The organism is Bifidobacterium vespertilionis (assembly GCF_008698145.1).
GTDB classification, from domain to species: Bacteria; Actinomycetota; Actinomycetes; order Actinomycetales; family Bifidobacteriaceae; genus Bifidobacterium; species Bifidobacterium vespertilionis.
The window spans coordinates 64,157-83,288 of sequence record NZ_RZNZ01000015.1 but is presented as its reverse complement, the minus strand read 5'-3'; the positions used below and the strand labels follow the sequence as shown (position 1 = coordinate 83,288).

At 65.5% G+C, this 19,132-nt stretch carries 14 protein-coding genes and 1 pseudogene; 8 read left to right on the top strand and 7 right to left on the bottom strand.

Annotated elements, in window-relative coordinates; translation table 11 throughout:
* The first annotated feature begins 4 nt into the window (after positions 1-4).
* The 3 genes and pseudogenes from EMO90_RS10115 to EMO90_RS10105 all read left to right on the top strand — a co-directional run bounded on the left by EMO90_RS10115 (position 5) and on the right by EMO90_RS10105 (position 3,473).
* Positions 5-1,102: a glycoside hydrolase family 43 protein gene (locus tag EMO90_RS10115; protein WP_150354366.1), complete on the top strand. Its 1,098-nt coding sequence runs from the start codon at positions 5-7 to the stop codon at positions 1,100-1,102.
* Between the two features lie 329 nt (positions 1,103-1,431).
* Positions 1,432-1,665, top strand: a pseudogene (locus EMO90_RS12830) (hypothetical protein); the annotation flags it as partial.
* 782 nt (positions 1,666-2,447) lie between these two features.
* A complete protein-coding gene (locus tag EMO90_RS10105) occupies positions 2,448-3,473 on the top strand; it encodes a LacI family DNA-binding transcriptional regulator (protein WP_190972039.1) in 1,026 nt (341 codons plus the stop codon).
* A gap of 170 nt (positions 3,474-3,643) precedes the next feature.
* On the opposite strand, the gene EMO90_RS10100 is transcribed toward EMO90_RS10105, so the two are convergent.
* The 5 genes from EMO90_RS10100 to EMO90_RS10080 form a co-directional block, all read right to left on the bottom strand.
* The gene (locus tag EMO90_RS10100) at positions 3,644-5,224 is read right to left on the bottom strand and encodes a glycoside hydrolase family 43 protein (RefSeq protein WP_150354364.1); all 1,581 of its coding nucleotides are present in this window, start codon (positions 5,222-5,224) and stop codon (positions 3,644-3,646) included.
* 495 nt (positions 5,225-5,719) lie between these two features.
* Positions 5,720-5,959, bottom strand: a complete 240-nt coding sequence (locus EMO90_RS10095) for a hypothetical protein (RefSeq protein ID WP_150354363.1) — start codon at positions 5,957-5,959, stop codon at positions 5,720-5,722.
* Positions 5,960-5,974: 15 nt separating this feature from the next.
* On the bottom strand, positions 5,975-6,475 hold the full coding sequence (locus EMO90_RS12620) for an alpha-L-fucosidase (RefSeq protein ID WP_150354362.1): 501 nt from the start codon (positions 6,473-6,475) through the stop codon (positions 5,975-5,977).
* Positions 6,472-7,026 carry an alpha-L-fucosidase gene (locus tag EMO90_RS12615; RefSeq protein ID WP_150394997.1) on the bottom strand — a complete coding sequence of 185 codons (555 nt, stop codon included), beginning with the start codon at positions 7,024-7,026 and terminating at the stop codon, positions 6,472-6,474. Before EMO90_RS12615 ends, EMO90_RS12620 begins: the two co-directional genes overlap by 4 nt.
* A 574-nt stretch (positions 7,027-7,600) precedes the next feature.
* On the bottom strand, positions 7,601-8,641 hold the full coding sequence (locus tag EMO90_RS10080; protein WP_150354360.1) for a LacI family DNA-binding transcriptional regulator: 1,041 nt from the start codon (positions 8,639-8,641) through the stop codon (positions 7,601-7,603).
* 368 nt (positions 8,642-9,009) lie between these two features.
* Between EMO90_RS10080 and EMO90_RS10075 the strand changes: the two genes are divergently transcribed.
* Complete coding sequence (locus EMO90_RS10075) at positions 9,010-10,935, top strand: DUF2264 domain-containing protein (protein WP_150354359.1); 1,926 nt, start codon at positions 9,010-9,012, stop codon at positions 10,933-10,935.
* Between the two features lie 258 nt (positions 10,936-11,193).
* On the opposite strand, the gene EMO90_RS10070 is transcribed toward EMO90_RS10075, so the two are convergent.
* On the bottom strand, positions 11,194-12,138 hold the full coding sequence (locus EMO90_RS10070) for an AEC family transporter (protein ID WP_150354358.1): 945 nt from the start codon (positions 12,136-12,138) through the stop codon (positions 11,194-11,196).
* Between the two features lie 143 nt (positions 12,139-12,281).
* Between EMO90_RS10070 and dapE the strand changes: the two genes are divergently transcribed.
* The 4 genes from dapE (at position 12,282) to rpmA (ending at position 17,458) form a co-directional block, all read left to right on the top strand.
* Positions 12,282-13,475: a succinyl-diaminopimelate desuccinylase gene (gene dapE / locus EMO90_RS10065; protein ID WP_150354357.1), complete on the top strand. Its 1,194-nt coding sequence runs from the start codon at positions 12,282-12,284 to the stop codon at positions 13,473-13,475.
* 356 nt (positions 13,476-13,831) lie between these two features.
* Positions 13,832-16,705, top strand: coding sequence for an Rne/Rng family ribonuclease (locus EMO90_RS10060; RefSeq protein ID WP_150354356.1), 2,874 nt, complete (start codon positions 13,832-13,834; stop codon positions 16,703-16,705).
* Positions 16,706-16,857: 152 nt separating this feature from the next.
* Complete coding sequence (gene rplU, locus EMO90_RS10055) at positions 16,858-17,166, top strand: 50S ribosomal protein L21 (RefSeq protein WP_150354355.1); 309 nt, start codon at positions 16,858-16,860, stop codon at positions 17,164-17,166.
* 40 nt (positions 17,167-17,206) lie between these two features.
* Positions 17,207-17,458 (top strand): 50S ribosomal protein L27, encoded by a 252-nt coding sequence (rpmA, locus tag EMO90_RS10050; protein ID WP_150354354.1) that lies wholly within the window; start codon positions 17,207-17,209, stop codon positions 17,456-17,458.
* Between the two features lie 335 nt (positions 17,459-17,793).
* Here rpmA and EMO90_RS10045 read toward each other — a convergent pair whose 3' ends face one another.
* Positions 17,794-18,747 (bottom strand): CTP synthase, encoded by a 954-nt coding sequence (locus tag EMO90_RS10045; RefSeq protein ID WP_190972038.1) that lies wholly within the window; start codon positions 18,745-18,747, stop codon positions 17,794-17,796.
* Positions 18,748-19,132: the final 385 nt, after the last annotated feature.

Below are 19,132 nucleotides of genomic sequence, written 5' to 3'. Positions count from 1 at the left end.
CACCATGTCCCTGTCCGCCAATCCGGCCGGCTGCCCGGCCATCCCCGCCGATCCCTACGGCTACCTGCTGGTCCACTTCATCGAGGACCCGCAGGGCTACGCCGAGCGCATCTATCTGGACCTCTCCGACGGCGACGACCCGGAGCGCTGGGAACCGCTCAACGGCGGCGAGCCCATCCTCACCTCCCCGCTCGGCACCACCGGCGTGCGCGACCCGTATCTGGTGCGCAACCCCGAAACCGGCACGGTGTACGTGATCGCCACGGACCTGCGCGTGTTCGCGGACGGTGAGCCGACCGGCAGCTGGTACGACTTTTCGCACCACGGCAGCCGTAACCTCATCATCTGGAAATCGGACGATCTGGTGCACTGGAGCAAGCCGTGGGCGTTGGACGTGTCCCGCCGCGCCGACGGAACGCGCGCCGAACTGGGCATGGCCTGGGCGCCCGAGGCGCTGTGGGTGCCCGACTATTACGAGGAGGGCCATGAGGGCGGCCGCGGCGCGTTCGTGCTCTATTGGTCCAGCAAGCTGTTCGCCGGCGACGACCCGGAGCATGCGGACGACGCGGTGTACGACCGCGTCCTGTGGGGCGCCACCAACGACTTCACCAATAACACCTTCGCGCTCGGCGGCGTGCTCATCGACGCCGGTTCGAACACCATCGACACCACGATGATCCAGCGCGAACTGTCCGACGGCACCCTGCGCACCTACCGCGCGACCAAGTCCAACGGCCCCAAGCCCGGCATCTGGCTGGACCGCACGGACTCGCCGCGCTGGTGGGAGCCGGACGCCGAATGGACCGTGATCCAGCGCGAAATCGGCGTGGATTGGACGGAGTCCGGCCATCCCGGCGGCGTGGAGGGACCCGCGCTGTTCGCCAGCCACAGCGAGCCCATCTGGTACCTGTACGTGGATGTGATCCCCTCGATCGGCTACCGGCCCATGGTGAGCGCCGATCCGGACCGGGGCTTCGACTACCTGCGTGACGATCGCTTCCACATGGCCCCGCACACCAAGCACGGCGGCGTGCTGTCGCTGACCCGCACGGAATACGACCGCCTGCGCGCCAACGACGGGTGCATCGGCGTGCGGGCGTGATGGGGCACAAAGCCCCCAATCGGCGGGGCATCTTCTTCGAGGACATCAGCTACAGCGCGGATGGCGGCCTCGCCAGTGAAATGGTCCAAAACGGCGCATTCGAGTATTCGCATCTCGACTGCCGGGACTGGAGCAACTACACCTGCTGGGACAAGGGGACCGCAAACGGGGGCCGTGCGGCCTTCGCCATCCGCGACCGCGGCTCCCTCGCCCCGGAGAACCCGCACTACGCGGTGATCGAGGTGAGCGAGCCGGACGCGGATCTGATCAACGGCGGCTTCGACGGCATGCGGTTCGCCGGCGGGGCATCCTATGTCCTCTCGCTGTGGGCGCGTGTGGACGTGGTGGACGAGCACTCATACCAGTCCCCGTCATGGTGGTTCCACAACCTCGACCGCTACGACGGCCTTGACCGCAAGGGGCCGCACGTCTATCTGGGCGAATACGGCTCGTGGGGCACCATGCTCATCAACGCGCTGAGCGAGGCGGCATTCATGGCCGCCGGCATGGAGCGCAACGGCGACGTGGTGGATGCGCCGGACATGAGCCTTGATGGGAAAACCTATGCCACCGTCGACGCCGGACTGGATCTGGTCGCCGACGCCTACACCATCGACATGACAGTGCTGTTCCATGGCGGCAGTCAGGGATTCCACGTCCGGTTCGGCGATGTGGATGGCATGGACAGCTCCGAGGTGATGCTGGGACGAGGTCAGGCCATCTGCGTGATTCGGGACGGGTCAGCCTACGAACTCGCCTCGACCTCATGGATCCACAGTGGCATTCCGGCAGGAACCCGTTGGCGCATTCGCATCGAGGTGGCCGATCGGGGCAGATCCGTCCGGTTGTTCCGTGACGGCGAACTGCTGCTGGAGGGCCATGAGGAGCCGCTGGAGACCCGTCGTGTGGTCTCCGCCGTGCTGGACGAGGCGGCCGGGGTCGCCTTTGTGCGCTGCGTCAACGCCATGCGCGAGGCATGCGATGTGGATCTGGGCGCTGTGCTGGACGGGCTGGGATGGACCGGGGCGGATCGTACCGAGACGGACCGTCCCGGGGCTGGCCGGGTTGCCGTCACAGTGCTGTCCGGAGACGATCCATATGCCGGAACGCCCGGAACGGAGGCTCCTGCGCCGGTGGATTCGATCGTGGATCTGACGGACGGCGTGTATCATGCGCCCGCGTGGTCCTTCTCGGTGATCGAACTGCCTGTGGATGCGGGTGCGCTGCGGGCCGCGCGTGTTCATGACGTTACGATATGAGAAACTGGGTGGTGCTCATTGTGATGGGTGCCGGTCGGATGAAACGGGTCCGATGATGTGATGGGAGGTTGTCCGTGGTGGTCACGTTGAAGGATGTCGCTGCCGAAGCGGGCGTGTCGCCGGCGACGGTGTCGTATGCGCTGCGCGGCGGCCAGTATGTGTCCGATCGTACCGCGAAGAAGGTGCGCGAGGCCGCGGACAAGCTCGGCTACACCACCAACGTGGCCGCCCGGAACCTGCGCTATGGCAAGACCGGCGTGATCGAAACCGTGGTGCGCGGACTTGACCTGTCCAGCTTCTATGCGCGCATGGTCACGCACGTCAAGAAGGCGTGCGCCGATCGGGGATACCAGTCCCTGTTCATGCAGACGGAGATGGAGTCCGATTCGGTGCGCGAGGCCGTGAGCACGCTCAACAACCAGTCGTGCGACGGCCTGCTGCTGGACGTTGGTTTGTTGACGCCGCATGCCGTGCGGAGTCTGAGCCAGAATCAGGCGATCGTGCTGCTGGACGATTACTCCGCCAAACCCCTGTTCGACGTGATCCAGGTGCCTCGGGGCGAGATGACCAAGCTTGCCACCGAGCATCTGATCGCGTTGGGATGCCGGAACATCGCGCTGCTTGGCGCGCCGGGCGAGGCCGAGCGGCATTTGAGGCACGGGCGCACTAGCGCCATGCTGCATCTCAAGGGCTTCACGGAGGCCATGGAAGAGGCTGGATTGGATGCGGGTCCTGAGCATCAGGTGCAAGTGTTTTGGCGGTACTTCACCGGTGTCGACCTGGGGCGTGACATGGCCGCGAGGGGATTCGACTTCGACGGTGTGGTGTGCTGCAACGACGCGCTCGCGCTCGGTCTGATCCGAGGGTTGGCCGATGGCGGCGTTCAGGTGCCGCGCGACCTCAAGGTGATGGGCGTCGATGGCGTGTCGATCGGCGAATTCACCGTGCCGCGCCTGAGCACCGTCGCGGTTGACATGGAGGATTTGGCCCAGAAGGGCATTGGCATGCTCGTGGACCGCATTGAGGGCAAGTACGACGGCAAGCCGCGGACAATGGTGGCGAAGTACGCGCTGGCGGCGCGGGAGTCGGCCGGGGATGCGGCGGAGGGCTGAACGCGGCGAAGGCAGGCTCCCGTCATCCTGAGCTCCCTCTCGTCATCCTGAGCGAAGCGAAGGATCCTTAACTTGGGTGCGTGAGTTAAGGATCCTTCGACTCCGCCCTGCCGGGCTGCGCTCAAGATGACGGAGGCCGTCCTTTCGCTCCGCCCGGGGATGATTTCGGCTTACCGCAGCGCGCCGGCCAGGCAGCCGAGGTAGCCGCCGGCCTCCTCGGTGCTGAGGAACGCCGCGGAACGACTGGCCAGCAGCGTGCTGGTCGGGGGAGCGGCCGGGGAGCTGGCGGCGGGAATGGGATATCCGCCGGCCGCGGTTCCGGTGATCGGCACCTCGCCGGTGCGGACGGTCAACGTGGTCGAATCGGCGGCAGGATGATCGTCCGCACCCTGTCGTTCCGGCGATTCGGCGCGGAATTCCAGAATCGAGCCATTCAATCGAATCGAGTATTCAATATCATCGGAATATTCGCCAGACCATACGGTTTCCGCAGTGCCATGGGAGACGACGATCGCCTGCGCCTCACGAGAGATCGGATCGATCGTCAGCGCCGCATAATCGCTCTCGGTCTGCTGGATGCGCAGCTCTCGGGCGCGCCCGGCGAACACGGCGAAATCGGTATGATCGACTTTGGTCCACAGCCAGCCGGGCTGACGGGGCGATCGCAGCAGTTGGTCGACCGGAATGCGGGAGATTGCCCCGTCCGTTCCGGTATCCGTGCGATCATCGGGCTCAACGACGGCCGCCCGTCCCGTATGCGCGTCGACGAATCGTGGCACCAGTCCGGTGCCGGGGGCGAAGACCGGCCAGCCGTCCTCCCATGCTACGGGGAAGATGAACGGCTCGCGGCCCATGAAGCTCAGACCCTCCACGAGCCGGGAACCGAGGCAGACGCCCCACCAGCGGCCGTGATCGTCCCGCAGCACGTCGCAGTGGCCGATGTTCTGCACCGGGTAGCGCGAGCCCAGATTGCGGTGTGTGAGGATCGGATTGGCGGGATTTCCTTCGAAATATTCGGTGAGGGTGCTTGATCGCGCGACCGACTGGGCGTGCAGACGCGAGGTGCCGGCCTCGGCGGCGAGCAGATAGTACATGCCATCGTGGCGGAACAGATGCGGCGACTCGGCCCAGACCGCGCCTTCGAGCGCCCCGTGCCACAGCACATGCTCTGGGCCGCTGAGGGTCCATGAGTCCATGTCCAATCGTCGCAGGTAGACGTCGGACTGGTATGGCCATCGCTGGTTGTACGACTGATGGGCCGCCAGCCACCAGGCCGTGCCGTCGGCGTCCACGAACAGGTCGGGGTCGTTGCCGACGGCGCCGGAGACCCAGTGCGGGCCCTCCCAGGTGCGGCCGTCGTCATGCGATACGAGCGCGAAGTTGCCGTTCGCCTCGCGCATGGCGCGCAGCTCGTCCGGGTCGCAGCCGTCCGCCAGCGCCCGGTCGACCTCGATGCTGACCACGGTGCTCACGATCACCAGCGCGCCGCCGATGCTGCGGATACTGGGCGCGAACACGCCGCGGGTGTCGTCGTGGATGTATTTGAGGAACAGCTTGGCGCCCATGTTCTCGTCGATCGCCGGTGCGGCGGGTTGCCAATGCACCAGGTCCGTGGAGGTGTGGATGGGCAGGCCGGGGACAAGGCCGAACGATGATGTGGCCAGCCATGCTCGGCCGTTGTGCCAGGTCCAGGACGGGTCCGGGTGGAAGCCGCGCAGAATGGGGTTCTCGATGATGGCCGCGTTGCTCATAAGGTCTTTGTGTCCTTTCCTGCAATGTGCGACGCCAACGCCGGCGTCGTTCGTAACGATATGATATCATAACGTTACGAACGTGGCGCATGATGAGAGGACGCGAGGCCGCGCCAAACTGGGCAGATCGGGATGTTGTATTCGCAAACTGGGCAGATCGGGACATCTGGAGGGCTAAATCGGGCTGTAGATGTACAGATCTGCCCAGTTTGCTAGAAGTGCGGCCGGATCTGCCCAGTTTGTGGGGCTTGTCATTCTGGGCGAGCGAAGGATCTTAACCTTTGTGCGTGGAGTTAAGGATCCTTCGACTGTGCTATGTTCGGCTGCGCCGGACCGTCGCCGCCTTGGCGGCGGCTCCCTTCGCCTACGGACAGCCCACTGGGCTGTCCGCTTAACGGCTCAGTGCTCAGAATGACAGTGTCCGGCCTTTCGCTGCGCTTGGGATGTGGAGAATGCTCCGCTTTGACCGGAATGCGGAAGAAAAGCGCCGTCGGGCTAGCGTTTTACATCCAATGCGACGATCGTGTCGATGCGGTGCTTCTGGACCAGCCGGTCGGGCAGCTCGATCCTCACGCCGTGATCGTCCTGCGTGAAGTCGAGGGGCGAGGACGGGTCGTCCAGCGGTGCTGCGGCGATGATCGTCTCGTTGATCGGCGGCAGCGTGAGCTTGCCGAACGCCTGCGGATCCAGGATGTGCAGGTAGATCGTCGAATCGGTGCGGGTGCTGGCGAACACATCGTCCACCGGCTGCTAGGCGCCCGCTCGGGTGCCGCGGATCGAGTGGCCGTTGCGACGCATCCAGTCGCCCGGCTCGACCAGTGCCTCCCGCTCCTCGTCTGGGATGCGTCCGTTGACGTCCGGGTCGACGTTGAGCAGCAGGTTGCCGCCGCGCGAGGCCGTGTTGATCAGGGAGACGATGAGGAAATCGCCGGTTTTGTAGGTGTTGCCGGGGATGAAGCCCCAGCTGGTGGCCAGGGAGAAGCATTTCTCCCACATGTGGTCCACGATCGGACCGGTCACCGGCTTGGGGCCCTCCTGACAGGTGAAGTCGCCCACATAGTCGGAGCGGGGCGTCATCATGACGCGCGGGTTGTAGCTGCGGGCCATGCGGGCCAGGCCGATGGCATCCCAGAAGGGCGCGGCGTCGGCGTCGGTGCCGTGGTGCGCGAGCCAGCCGCCGTCGTACCACAGGATGTCCGGCTTCCACTGGGAGCAGATCTCGTGGATCTGGCCCCAAGCCTGCTTCTTCATGAGCTGCGCGTTCTCCGGCTGGCCCGCGGGGTCGAAGTAGCCGGGGAAGCGTCAGTCCATGGGGGGGGGGGGTAGTAGTAGATGCCGCATCCGAGACCGGCTGCGCGGCAGGCCCGCATGTAGGCGTCCACATAATCGCGATGGGGGCCAACCTCCATGGAGGTGAAGTGCTTCCAGCTGCTGGGGCTGTCCCACAGCGCGTAGCCGTCGTGGTGGCGGGCGACCATCACCATGTACTTCGCGTCCACGAGCTTGGCGGTCTCCACCCATTCGGCGGCGATCTCGTCCGGCTCGCGGCTGGGCAGGAACTGCGTGCGCGCCACTTCGCGGTACGCCTCCTCGGTGAAGTGCTCGTTGAAGTACGACCACTCGCCCCTGCCGACCGCGGCGAAGACGCCCCAGTGGATGAACAGGCCCAGTCTGGCCTCCCTCCACCAGGCCGTGTCCGCTTCGGACAGGTGCAGGTCTGGGGCATCCTGGCCCAAAGCAGAAATGTCGATCTGGGATTTCTGCTGCGATGCGAGCTCCGCGCCGGTCATGATGTGGGCCATGGGTCCTTCTTTCGGTTGCGAGTGCCGGCGCGCCCGATTGAAAGAATACCATATTGATGAGCTTATAAACAAATAATTCGGATTTAAAAGTTAGGTAATATCTTATGTACGTTTCTTTATGATCAGATATTTCGAATAAATATTCGATAAGGAGAGTGAAATGTGCGGGGCGGTTTGGATGCTTGGAATGCCTAAACCGTCTGGAAATGGCTTGGCGACCGCGTAGTCGGCGTGTAGCCGGGGCGGTGCGGCGCGTAACTTGCGTAGTTGGGGCGGATTTGGCCGTTTGCGGGATGCTATACGCGCAATTGGGGGCGTCTGCGGCCGAAGACCTTGCCTGTGCCTTGCCTGTGCCGGTTGGACGTGAAAAGACAGATCGTTGGAATTCCGCGGTTTTTGCGGATGCACTGTTTGCGCGAAGGGCGCCACTGTGTGGCCACGGTGTGGTTTGGAGCGCGCGATGACGCCCCCGGTTGCGCGTATAGCACTCTGCAAGGCCAAAAATCTGCCCCCAAAGTGCAAGATATCAAGGAATTCGGTTGCGTTGTCTCTGCGGGGGCCTCTCGACGTCTGATCAGTGTTGCGCCCCGGCGGGCTTGGCGGTGGACTGTCGCGTCACCAGGCCGACCGGCAGAACGACTGAACGGTCCTCCAGATTTCCCTTGCGTGATCGTACGATCATGTCCACGGCCTTGCGGGCCATGTCGTCGAAGGGCTGGCGGATGGTGGTCAGGGCCGGGCCCAGATATTCGGCGGGGAAGATGTCGTCGAAGCCCACCACCGAAAGATCCCCGGGGATGCTCACGCCGCGCTCGGCGGCGGCCTTGTAGGCGCCCACGGCCATGAGGTCGTCCAGCGCGAAGACGGCGGTGGGCGGCTCGTCCAGATCCAGCAGCCGGCCCGCGGCCGCGTATCCGGCCACCGCGTCGAAATCGCCGCGCTCGCGGTAGGCGTCCGGGATGCCGATGCCGGCCTCGCACAGACCCTGTTCGAAGCCGGCGACGCGGGCCGCCGAGGAGATGGAGCCGCCCGGGCCGGCGATGAGCGCGATGCGGCGGTGGCCCAGACCCGTCAGGTGCCGGGCCGCCAGCAGTCCGCCGGTCCAGTTGTCGATGCTCACGCTCAGGTCCCCGGCGGAGGCATCGTTGACCGGGTCGATCACCACGTAGGGGATGCTGCGGGACCGGAGTGCCCTGCGATCGCGTTCGTCCGCCGCGGACATGAGCAGGACCACGCCGTAGGGATTGGCGTCGATGACGTGGTTGATGGCCTCGCGCGCCTCGGCGGCGGTCCGGCCCAGTTCGGTCACGCTCACGCCCAGCGACTCGCGGCGGGCCCATTTGAGCAGGCCCTGCAGCAGGGGGAACGATCCGTTCATCTCGAAGGTGCGCACCACGAGTTCGATCTGCGAGGAAACCTTGGTGGTCACCAGCGGCTTGGAGAACCCCACCTGGTCCAGCACGGCCTGCACGCGCCGGCGGGTCTCCTCGGATACGTCCGCCCGTCCGTTGATGACCTTGGAGACCGTGGGCTGCGAGGTTCCGGCGAGTCGCGCGATTTCGGTGACGGTGAGCTTCTTGCCGGCTGCCGGCTTGCCGGATGCGGTGCGTGCCATGGGGATCCTTACTGAAATATTCGAATGCTGATGTTCAGCATAAATGGTTGGCCTGAGAATGCGAATCGTTCCGTGCGCAAATTATTCATCATCTGCATGGGTCATCGCGGCGCGGAATCGCCGCGGAACAGCGCGGAACGTTTGGTTCGTTTTTGAAGCCTTTTTGGGCCAAAAAACGTACCAAACGTTCCGCGCTGTGCGGAGACGCGGACTGGAGTGGGCGTTGCGCAATATGTGGGACGAATCGCGCTGTGATCGGCATGTCTTCCTCTGAAACGGTTAAAATTGATCATCAGTGATCAAGAATGATCACTCAAGATGAAACGACTAGGGTGACAATCGCGACCAAGCGAGGGAGCAGGGAGCATATGGCGATCCAACCGTTCAACGAACAACTCAAAACCAACCGTCTCAAGACCAAGGCCGAGTGCGAGCAGGCCCTCGTGGACATGCTTGAGCCGGCGATGGAACTCATGCTCAAGGGCGGGCGCTACGGCCGCTTCCGCATGTCCGACTCCGGCGCGGTGTACTCGCAGGACCGCACCTCGATCGAGGGCTTCTGCCGCCTGCTGTGGGGCCTGGGTCCGCTGTTCAGCGAGACCAACCGCCACAACATCAACCGCTTCGGCCACTGGTGGCAGTTCACCACCGAGTCGATCATCCGCGGCACCACGCCCGGCGACCCGGACTACTGGGGCGACCCGCTCATCGACTATGACCAGCTGTTCGTGGAGATGGGCGCGATCACCGCGTTCCTCTACGAGACCGAGCATGACTTCTGGGACCACCTCACCGGCACGCAGCAGGAGAACATCCTCAACTGGCTCGATCAGGTGAACCACCATGTGGTGCCCACCTGCAACTGGCTGCTGTTCCAGGCCATGGTGAACACATGGCTCGTGGCGCACGGCCGCACCGAGTGCCAGCAGTACATCGACAAGTGCTTCGAGACCACCAACTCGCACTATCTGGGCCATGGCTGGTCGTACGACGGCTTCGTGGACCACATCGACAATTACATCCCGTTCGCCTACCAGTTCTTCACCCTGGTGCTCGTGGGCCTCACCAAGGGCACCGACGCGCAGAGCAACCTGCTGCGCGAGCGCGCCACGCCGTTCGTGGAGAGCTACGCCAACTGGTTCGCGGCGGACGGCGCCTGCCTGCCCTACGGCCGCAGCCTCGACTACCGCTTCGCGCAGGCCGCCTTCTGGGGCGCCGCCGCGTTCGCCGGGATCGAGCCGCCGGCCGGCTGGGGCTTGGGCGACTACAAGCGCCTGCTCATGGGCAACCTGCGCTGGTGGTTCCAGCAGAACATGTTCCAGTCCGACGGCCTGATCCCGATCGGCTACGCCTACCCGAACATGAACATGGCCGAGGGCTACAACGGCCCGGCCTCCGCCTACTGGGCCCTGAAGACCTTCATCTTCCTGTGCCTGCCCGACGACGATCCGTTCTGGTCCGTACGCGAGACCGAGGAGTTCAAGTTCGAGCCGGTCAAGGTGCAGCCCGAGCCGCACATGATCGTGGAGCACTCCAAGACCGGCCAGGAGGTGCGCGCCTATGTGGCCGGTCAGCACAACTGGCAGCACGCGCACGGCGAGGCCAAGTACGAGAAGTTCGTCTACTCGTCCACCTTCGCGTTCTCCGTGCCCAAGGGCGGCGTGACGCTGGCCCAGGGTGCGTACGATTCCGCGCTGGCCGTGGCGGAGGGCGACTACTTCTGGCGCACCATGTTCACCGACGAGAAGGCGTGGGCCCTGCACGACGACTACGTGTACACGCTCTGGCAGCCGTGGGACAACGTGAGCATCCAGAACTTCACGGTGCCGGCCATGCCGTGGCATGTGCGTGTGCATGTGGTGGACACGGCCCGCACGCTGCATCTGGCGGAGGGCTCCTTCGCACTGCCGGATTACGGCGAGACCGTTGAGGCGACCGGTGTGGGCGTATCCGCGGTGGCGAACGGCGGCGTGGTCCCGAAGAGCCTGTTCTACCGCACCGCCGAGGGCGTGACCGGTCTGGTGGCCTCCGAGGGCTTCGACGTGGACCTGTCCACCCCGGAGCCGAACACCAACCTGCAGTTCCCGAAGACCCGCATCCCGCAGCAGACCCGCGTGGTGGAGCCGGGCAAGTACGTGTTCGTGTCGCTGTACTTGGGCGACCGCGAGCTCGAAAGCCTGGACGCCGAGGGCCACGTGGTGGTGCCGGCCGTGTCGCTTGACGGCAATGTGCTGACCATCGCCGCCGCCGACGGCACGACCCGCACGGTGACGCTCGAGGAGTTCGGGGAGTAAGGGCGGGAGTCTCCCCTGTCATCCTGAGCGGAGCGCGAAGCGCGGAGTCGAAGGATCCTTGACCTTATGCGCAAAGTTAAGGATCCTTCGACTCCGCTACGCTTCGCTCAGGATGACGGGGGAGTGGCTCCACAGGATGACGCCGGGGCGGTCCGCCCCGGCGGACCGCCCCGCATGTCCGGCTACGCCGGACCGTCGCCGCCTTGGCGGCGGCTCCCCTCGCCTACGGACAGCCCACCGGGCTGTCCGCTTAACGGCTCAGCTCAGCAGGAAGGCGATGAGCGCGATGAACACCGGGCTGGTCATGGTACTCATCAGGATGCCGTCGCGCGCGAAGGTGAGGCCCACGTTGTAGCGGGCCGCGTAGTTGTACACGTTCTGGCCGGTGGGCAGGGCCGCGAGCACCACGCAGCCGTACAGCTCGGCGCCGCGGAAGCCCATCACGAAGTAGCTCAGCAGGAACGCGATGACGGGCATGACGATGTTCTTGAGGATCGCCACGGTGAAGATGGCGGGACGATCGCCCTTCTCCTGCAGCGGCTTGGTGCCCCTCAGCGACATGCCGAACGCCATGAGGATCATGGGCACCGCGGAGTCGCCGATCATGTCGATCGGGTCGTACAGGAAGTCCGGCACCACGAAATAGCCTACATGCGCGCTGATCGCCGAAATCGCGATGCCGCCCAGCGACCCGATCAGCAGCGGTTGGTGCAGCGGCTGCTTGAGCACCTCCTTGACGGAGACCTTGCCCTTGGTGGTCACGTCCAGCACCGTCAGGCCGATAGGCGTGAACAGTGCCTGCTGCATCACCAGGATCGGCGCGACCAGCGCGGGGTTGCCCAGGATGTACGTGGCGACCGGCAGGCCGATGTTGTTCGAGTTCAAGTACAGCGAGTTCAGCGCGCCGATCGTCGCGTCCGGTGCCTTCATGTGGAAGAACAGCGAGTTGAGGATCAGGAACACCGCGCCCACGCCGGCCGCGGACAGGAACGCCACCAGCAGGCTCGGATGGAAGATATCGCCCAGCGGCTGCTTGGACAGGATGGCGAACATCAGGCACGGGCTGGAGACGAAGAAGCTGAATCGGTTGAGCACCATCTGCGCGCTCGGCCCGCCGATGCGCATGCGCGCGGCCACGTAGCCGGTGGCGATGACGATGCCGATGACGCAGAATCCCTCCATCGCATTGATCAAGCCTGGCATATTCGCTTCTTTCCTTGATTCCGATCGTTTTCCGATCCCAAACGGCCATCCCAGTGTGCCACACATCCGCGCCGGATGATCATTCGTCTCATAACGTAAGCGTCCCGTGTTACGGGCGCCGGCGGCGACCATACGATGGGGGCATGAGCGAACTTGGATTTGACCCCTCCGCAACCCGTCCCGAGGCCCTGGCCGCCCTGCTGGAGCAGATCATGGCCGTGTACTCCGTGAGCGATGACGAGACGTCGCTGGCGGATTCGATCGAGGACTTCCTGCGCCGCGAATGCCCGCATCTGACGGTCCGCCGCCACGGCGACACCTTGGTGGCGTCCACCGCGCTGGGACGGGACCATCGCGTGATCCTGGCCGGGCACATCGACACCGTGCCGGTCATCGACAACTTCCCGCCGCGCTGGCTTGAGCCCGGCGACCCGCTGATCCGCCCGGAGATCGCGCGCGATCACCCGGACGAGCGCGTGATGTGGGGCCGCGGGGCCACGGACATGAAGGCCTCCGACGCGGTGATGCTGTATCTGGCCGCCGCGCTCGCCGAGCCCGCATACGATCTGACTTACGTCTTCTACGACCACGAGGAGGTGGCCGCGGAGCAGAACGGCCTGAGGAAGGTGGTTGAAACGCATCCCGACTGGATCCAAGGCGATTTCGCGATCATCGGCGAGCCCACCGGGTGCGGCATCGAAGGCGGGTGCAACGGCACTATCCGCTTCGATGTGATCACGCACGGCGTGGCGGCCCATTCGGCCCGCGCGTGGATGGGGGAGAACGCGATCCACAAGGCCGCGGACATCCTGAACCGCCTCAACGCCTACAAGCCGGCCGACGTGCCGGTGGACGGGCTCGTCTACCGCGAGGGCCTCAACGCCACGCTGATTTCCGGTGGCAAGGGCACCAACGTGATCCCCGACGAGTGCCGCGTGCACGTGAACTACCGGTTCGCCCCGGACAAGTCGGTCGCGCAGGCCAAGGCTCTGATGATGGGCGCGGATGCGGGTGCCGAGCTGGGCAACGGCGAGCATGTGGCCACTGGCGGCATGTTCGAGGGCTACGGCATCGAGATGAAGGACGAGTCGCCCTCCGCCAGGCCGGGCATGGACGCGCCGTTCGCCGTGTCGCTCGCGCGGCTGGTGAAGGAGCGAACTGGCCGCGATCCGCTCGCCAAACTGGGTTGGACCGATGTGGCCCGGTTCTCGCAGCTGGGCGTGCCGGCCGTGAATCTGGGCGCCGGCGATCCGCTGCTCGCGCACAAGCACGACGAGCAGGTGCCCGAATCGGACTTGGGTCTGCTGGCCGGCATCCTGGAGGACGCGCTGGGCTGACCGGGGCTGGGCGTGCCGGCCGGACTGCGACGTCCGGTCGGCACACGGATCGCAGGCCGCACATGCCACGGCGACGCGCCGTGTGGACGGCGGGTTACGCCGAGGTGTCGCGTCATGGTCACACGCGCGCGGAAAATGTGTCATACTTGACAATGGCGGATCTGCATGCCGCCAATCCGCGAAGGCGTCGATCCCCTTGCGCACTGAGGCAGCTCCAAGCAGTTGCATGCGCGAGCGACGGTGTCCGCCATCGTGCAAGCAAGCTTTTTGAGTGAATCTCGATCGGTGCGCCATGGGGCGCGGCCACGGTGACAGCGTGGCGTGAGAACCGGACGGGACCGGATTGAGGCGGCTCGATGCAGCGCGCCGCGAGGAGCATTGTGCCCAGAGTGAACCAGAACGGTTTCGATGCAAACGAAACCGATGCAACCGTAAACGCGGCCGACAACGCCGCATCCCCCGCATCCTCCTCGGATGCCCCCGCGCCCCGACGCCGCCGCACCGGCCGTCGCGTGGTCCGCGCCGCCGGAGCCGCCGGCAGCTCCCTGCCCGTGCATGTGCAGGAGCCGCAGTTCGAGGAGCCGTCGATCAGCGCCCCCACGACCACGTACACCCGTCGGCATACGGTCCAGACGCCGGCCGAGACCGAGGACCGTCACGAGCGCGCCCTTGAGGCCGTTGGTCAGCTGTCCTTCATCCGCGCGGGGCTCGCCTCCGCCGCGGAGACCGCCGCGTCCACGCCCCGCCGGGCCAGCCGTCCCATGACGTCGCTGCTGTTCCAGGAGCCCGTGCTGCCGCCGACCCGCTCCCGCCGCGCGTCCGCCGCCTCCGACTCGGAAGCTTCGGCGGATGACGCCGATTCAAGGCGCGAGGGCTCCTCCACGGCGCCCCGCATCGAATTGCCGCCGGTGCGTCGCCGCGACGATGACGAAACGACTGAAGATGAGGGCACCACCACCCGTCGCCGTCGCCGTCGCACAGCGGCCCGCCCCGAGGACTTCGGCATCGAGCTGCCTGCGCCGCGCGATGTGCGCCGTCCGCGCAATGCCCGCGATGAGGATGATGTCGATCGCGGCAGCGCCCAGGATGCCGACCGCGAAGCCGGCGAGGATCGTCCGCGCCGCCGTACCCGCACGCGCGTCACGGATCATGACGAGGCCCCCGAGGCCGTTTCCGCCGAGTCGCAGCCGCGCGATCGCCGCGCCGCCCGCGACGAGGACTACGATCCGGACAACGACACCCGCCGTTCTCGCCGCAATCGCCGTCTGAACGCGCAGGAGCGCCGTGCCGCCGCCGAGGTGGAGCAGATCGAGCAGGACCTCGAATACGACGACATCACCTATGCGCCCATCGACGTGGACGAATCCGCGCAGGCTTCGGCGGACGACGCCGACGCCTCCCGCGGCTCCTCCGTGGCCTCCGATGCGTCGGAGGCCGGTGAGACCACCACGCGCCGCCGTCGCCGTCGCCGTTCCGGCCATGACGCCGATGCGGGCGAATCCGTGTCCGCGTCCGCGTCCGATCGCCCGTCCGACGACGATGACGAGGAGTACGGCGTGACCCGTCGCCGTCGCCGTCGCCGCGGATCCCGTGCCGCCGACGAGGCCGACGAGGCCCCGCTGATCCGCCGCTCGCGCAAGCAGCAGTACATCGACGAGATCACCGACATCGAGGGCTCCACGCGCCTTGAGGCCAAGAAGCAGCGCCGCCGCGACAACCGCCGCGAGCGCTCCCGCCAGTCGCAGCTCATGGAGCAGGATTTCCTCGCCCGCCGCGAGAACGTGGACCGCCTCATGGTGGTGCGCGAGCGCGAGCATCACACGCAGATCTCCGTGATCGAGGACAACGTGCTCGTGGAGCACTACGTCTCCGACATCCAAGAGGTCGCCACCGTGGGCAACATCTATCTGGGCCGCGTGCAGAACGTGCTGCCCAGCATGGAGGCCGCCTTCGTGGACATCGGCCAGACCCGCAACGGCGTGCTTTACGCCGGTGAGGTCAACTGGGACGCCGCCCGTCTGGACGGCCAGCCGCGCCGCATCGAGCTCGCCTTCAAGTCCGGCGACCCGGTGCTCGTGCAGGTGACCAAGGATCCGATCGGCCACAAGGGCGCCCGCCTGACGTCCCAGATCACGCTGGCCGGCCGTTTCCTGGTCCTGGTGCCCTCCGGTGGCATGACCGGCGTGTCGCGCAAGCTCTCCGAGCGCGAGCGCGGCCGCCTGAAGTCGATCGTCTCCAGGATCGCCCCCAAGGACATGGGCGTGATCATCCGCACCGCGGCCGAGGGCGCCTCCGAGGAGGCCATCACCAAGGACCTCGAGAGCCTGGTCAAGCAGTGGGAGCGCATCAACGCCAAGCGCGAGGAGTACTGGCACGGCAAGCGCCCCAAGCTGCTGCAGGGCGAGCCCGACGTGGCGATCCGCGTGGTGAGGGACATCTTCAACGACGACTTCAACAAGCTGATCGTTGAGGGCGAGCACGTCTACGGCCGCATCGAGGAGTACCTCGAGACCATGGCCCCGGACCTGCGCGACAAGCTCGAGAAGTGGGATCCGGCCGAGCACGAGGGCAAGGACGTGTTCGACAAGTGGCAGATCGACGGCCAGCTCCGCAAGGGCATGGAACGTCAGGTCTACCTGCCCTCCGGCGGATCCCTCGTGATCGACCGCACCGAGGCCATGACCACCATCGACGTGAACACCGGCCGGTTCATCGGCAAGGGCAAGTCGCTGGAGGAGACCGTGACCCGGTGCAACCTCGAGGCGAGCGAGGAGATTGCCCGCCAGCTGCGCCTGCGCGACATCGGCGGCATGGTGATGATCGACTACGTGGACATGGTCATGCCCGCGAACCGCGATCTGGTGCTGCGCCGACTGGTGGAGTGCCTGGCGCGCGACCGCACCAAACACCAGGTGGCCGAGGTCACCTCGCTGGGCCTGGTGCAGATGACCCGCAAGCGCGTGGGCCAGGGACTGGTGGAGGCGTTCTCGGAGGAATGCCCGACCTGCAAGGGCCGCGGCTTCATCCTGCACGACGAGCCCACCGTGTCCGCCTCGTACGATGATCCGTACGCCCTCAAGGGCGGCGATCCGTTCATCAAGACGAACAAGCACGGGCACGGTACCACGCCGGTCCGGGAATCGGCGCCCTCGCACGGCGGTTCCTCGGCCGATGTGCGCGCCAAGCTCGCCCAGATCGCGGCGGCGGCCGTGGCCGCTAACCGCGACTGAAAACACCCTCCGACGCCGGGCGTGTTGCGCTTGACACGCCCGGACACCCGGCTTGCGAAAGTGGGCCGGGTGGTGTAAGTTTATGCGTCGGTGTCTAACCGCGGGCTCGGTGCGTTAGGCAAGAAGCTTTCCAAATTAATAAAGGATTGGTTATGTACGCGATTGTGAAGGCCGGTGGCCATCAGGAAAAGGTCGAGGTCGGTGACGTGATCTACGTCAACCGTCTCAAGGCGAAGAACGGCGAGACCGTGGAGTTCCCGGCCGCCCTCGTGGTCGATGGCGCCAAGGTGACGCTCGCCGCCGCCGATCTGGCCAAGATCTCCGTCAAGGGCGAAGTCGTCAACGACGAAGCCAAGGGCCCGAAGATCAACATCCAGAAGTTCAAGAACAAGACCGGCGTTGCCCGTCGCAAGGGTCACCGCCAGAAGCTGACCGGCGTCAAGATCACGGCCATCGCCTGATCACCTCGGCAGTCGGTTTAGGAATCGAAAGGAACCAGACATGGCACATAAGAAGGGCGCGTCCAGCTCTCGTAACGGTCGCGATTCGAATCCCCAATACCTTGGCGTGAAGAAGTTCGGTGGCGAGGCTGTCGTCGCCGGCAACATCCTCGTTCGCCAGCGCGGCACCAAGTTCCACCCGGGCCACAACGTCGGCATGGGCAAGGATCACACCCTGTTCGCGCTGACCGACGGCTCCGTCCAGTTCGGCGTGCGTCGTGACCGCAAGGTCGTCGACGTCGTCGCCGCCTGAGTGCAGCTTTCTTAGCAAGGGCCGCATCCCGCATTTCGCGCGGGGTGCGGCCCTTTTGCGTTGCTGCGCCCGTTGCTGCTCCCGATTTACGCGCTTCCCAGCTGAAATACGGGCTGTATGGGCCGAAATCTGGAATTCGCAGCACTATCGGGTCGTTTTTCGGCGGTTTTTCGGCCCGATAGTGCTGCGAATTGCGGAAATCGGCCCGTGCAGCCCGTAAGTTGGGGCTGTAAGTTGGGCGGCAGAGGGGGACAACAGGGGCTTGGGCGATGATCGAAACCGGGAATGACGGGCTGCGGACCGGCGTGCAGCAGTCCGCGGCGTCAGATATGGCGTCAGACGTGCGGGGCGTGGAGCCGCTCGAGACGCTGCCTGAGCTCCCATGGCCTGTCGAGATCGTCGTAGTACATGCGGATGGTATCCACGCCCTGTCTCTCCAGGCACCGCTGGCGTTGCCGCTCGGCGTCCACCACCTCCTGAATCGTGCGGCCGCCGGTCATCGTGGGATCGGCGTATTTGCGTTTGCCGTCGAACTCTCCGGCCAGCTTGGTGCCGTCCGCTCGGTTCCACAGCAGATCCACCCGATGCATTCGCCGGGCATCGTCCAGGCAGGGGAAGACCGTTTGCAGATCGTGCGGCGGATAACCGAGCCCGACCAGCACGGCGCGTGCCTCGGACTCCCCGCCGTTCTCGCTCCGGCCGTCCGCAAGATCAAATGCCTGCGTCACCTTGGCGCGGTGCCGTGAATACTTGACCGAAGCGGGGTATCCGCGCAGGATCTCGGGGGACGTCATCCCCAGTCTTAGCGCGGAATCCAGCGGTCCCAGCGCGTACCGCAGCGGCTGTTTGGCCGCACAGTCGAACAGCGTGCGCAACAGGCTGGTGACGCGCACGCCGTTGCAATCGACGGTCTCGGGATGCGCCATGGCGATATGGGCCAGCGTATCGGTGTCGCGGCAGTGCGTGCCGGTGCGGGCGACGATCGTGATGGGGCGCAGTCGTCGATAGGAGCAATCGAGGCCAAGCATGATCGCCGCGGTGGGTCCGGCGAAGATCCAGTCGGGATGCTGGATGGCCAGTGTGCGCACCAGATGTCTGACCTGTTCATGGGCGTCGAGGGATTCCCAGTACCGCCGTTGTGTGAAGATGCCGGGCCAGATGCGCAGGATCTCCCCTGTGCGGACACGTCGCTTCACCGCGCTGATGTCCGCGTCAGTCAGCGGAAGGGCGCATCGGCGTTCAGCCTGCGCGGTTGCGAACAGCCGCTCCAGCGCGTCATGGGCTTTCATGGTTTCGAGCGTAGGCGTCGGAGGGAACGTCACGATGTCCGGTTGGTGCCGAGTTGGCGAATGGGGATGAAACAGATGGTGTGGGCTGCTGGCGGGCTGCCGGTGGGCTTCTTGGCAGTCTTCCCAACTGAAATACGGGCTGTGCGGGCCGAAATCGCTGATTCGCAGCACTATCGGGTCGTTTTTCGGCGGTTTTTCGGCCCGATAGTGCTGTGAATCGCGGAAATCGGCCCGTGCAGCCCGTAAGTTGGGGCGGCAGACGGGGAGCGGAGCAGTTTGAGAGCAGTCTGGGACACGTAACCCGGGGAGATAAGGAATTGGTAAGAAATGGGGAATGGGTGGGTAAGTTGTGGGCCGTAGGGTGGGGGTATGCCCGGGAAGACGG

What these genes read in the sequence shown, in the direction of transcription:
- dapE (WP_150354357.1), top strand. Translation starts at nt 12,282, where the DNA reads ATGAGCGAACTTGGATTTGACCCCTCCGCAACCCGTCCCGAGGCCCTG.
- rplU (WP_150354355.1), top strand. Translation starts at nt 16,858, where the DNA reads ATGTACGCGATTGTGAAGGCCGGTGGCCATCAGGAAAAGGTCGAGGTC.
- EMO90_RS12620 (WP_150354362.1), bottom strand. Translation starts at nt 6,475, where the DNA reads ATGAAGAAGCAGGCTTGGGGCCAGATCCACGAGATCTGCTCCCAGTGG.
- EMO90_RS10115 (WP_150354366.1), top strand. Translation starts at nt 5, where the DNA reads ATGTCCCTGTCCGCCAATCCGGCCGGCTGCCCGGCCATCCCCGCCGAT.
- EMO90_RS10075 (WP_150354359.1), top strand. Translation starts at nt 9,010, where the DNA reads ATGGCGATCCAACCGTTCAACGAACAACTCAAAACCAACCGTCTCAAG.
- EMO90_RS12615 (WP_150394997.1), bottom strand. Translation starts at nt 7,026, where the DNA reads ATGGCCCACATCATGACCGGCGCGGAGCTCGCATCGCAGCAGAAATCC.
- EMO90_RS10070 (WP_150354358.1), bottom strand. Translation starts at nt 12,138, where the DNA reads ATGCCAGGCTTGATCAATGCGATGGAGGGATTCTGCGTCATCGGCATC.
- EMO90_RS10060 (WP_150354356.1), top strand. Translation starts at nt 13,832, where the DNA reads ATGCAGCGCGCCGCGAGGAGCATTGTGCCCAGAGTGAACCAGAACGGT.
- rpmA (WP_150354354.1), top strand. Translation starts at nt 17,207, where the DNA reads ATGGCACATAAGAAGGGCGCGTCCAGCTCTCGTAACGGTCGCGATTCG.
- EMO90_RS10045 (WP_190972038.1), bottom strand. Translation starts at nt 18,747, where the DNA reads ATGAAAGCCCATGACGCGCTGGAGCGGCTGTTCGCAACCGCGCAGGCT.
- EMO90_RS10100 (WP_150354364.1), bottom strand. Translation starts at nt 5,224, where the DNA reads ATGAGCAACGCGGCCATCATCGAGAACCCCATTCTGCGCGGCTTCCAC.
- EMO90_RS10080 (WP_150354360.1), bottom strand. Translation starts at nt 8,641, where the DNA reads ATGGCACGCACCGCATCCGGCAAGCCGGCAGCCGGCAAGAAGCTCACC.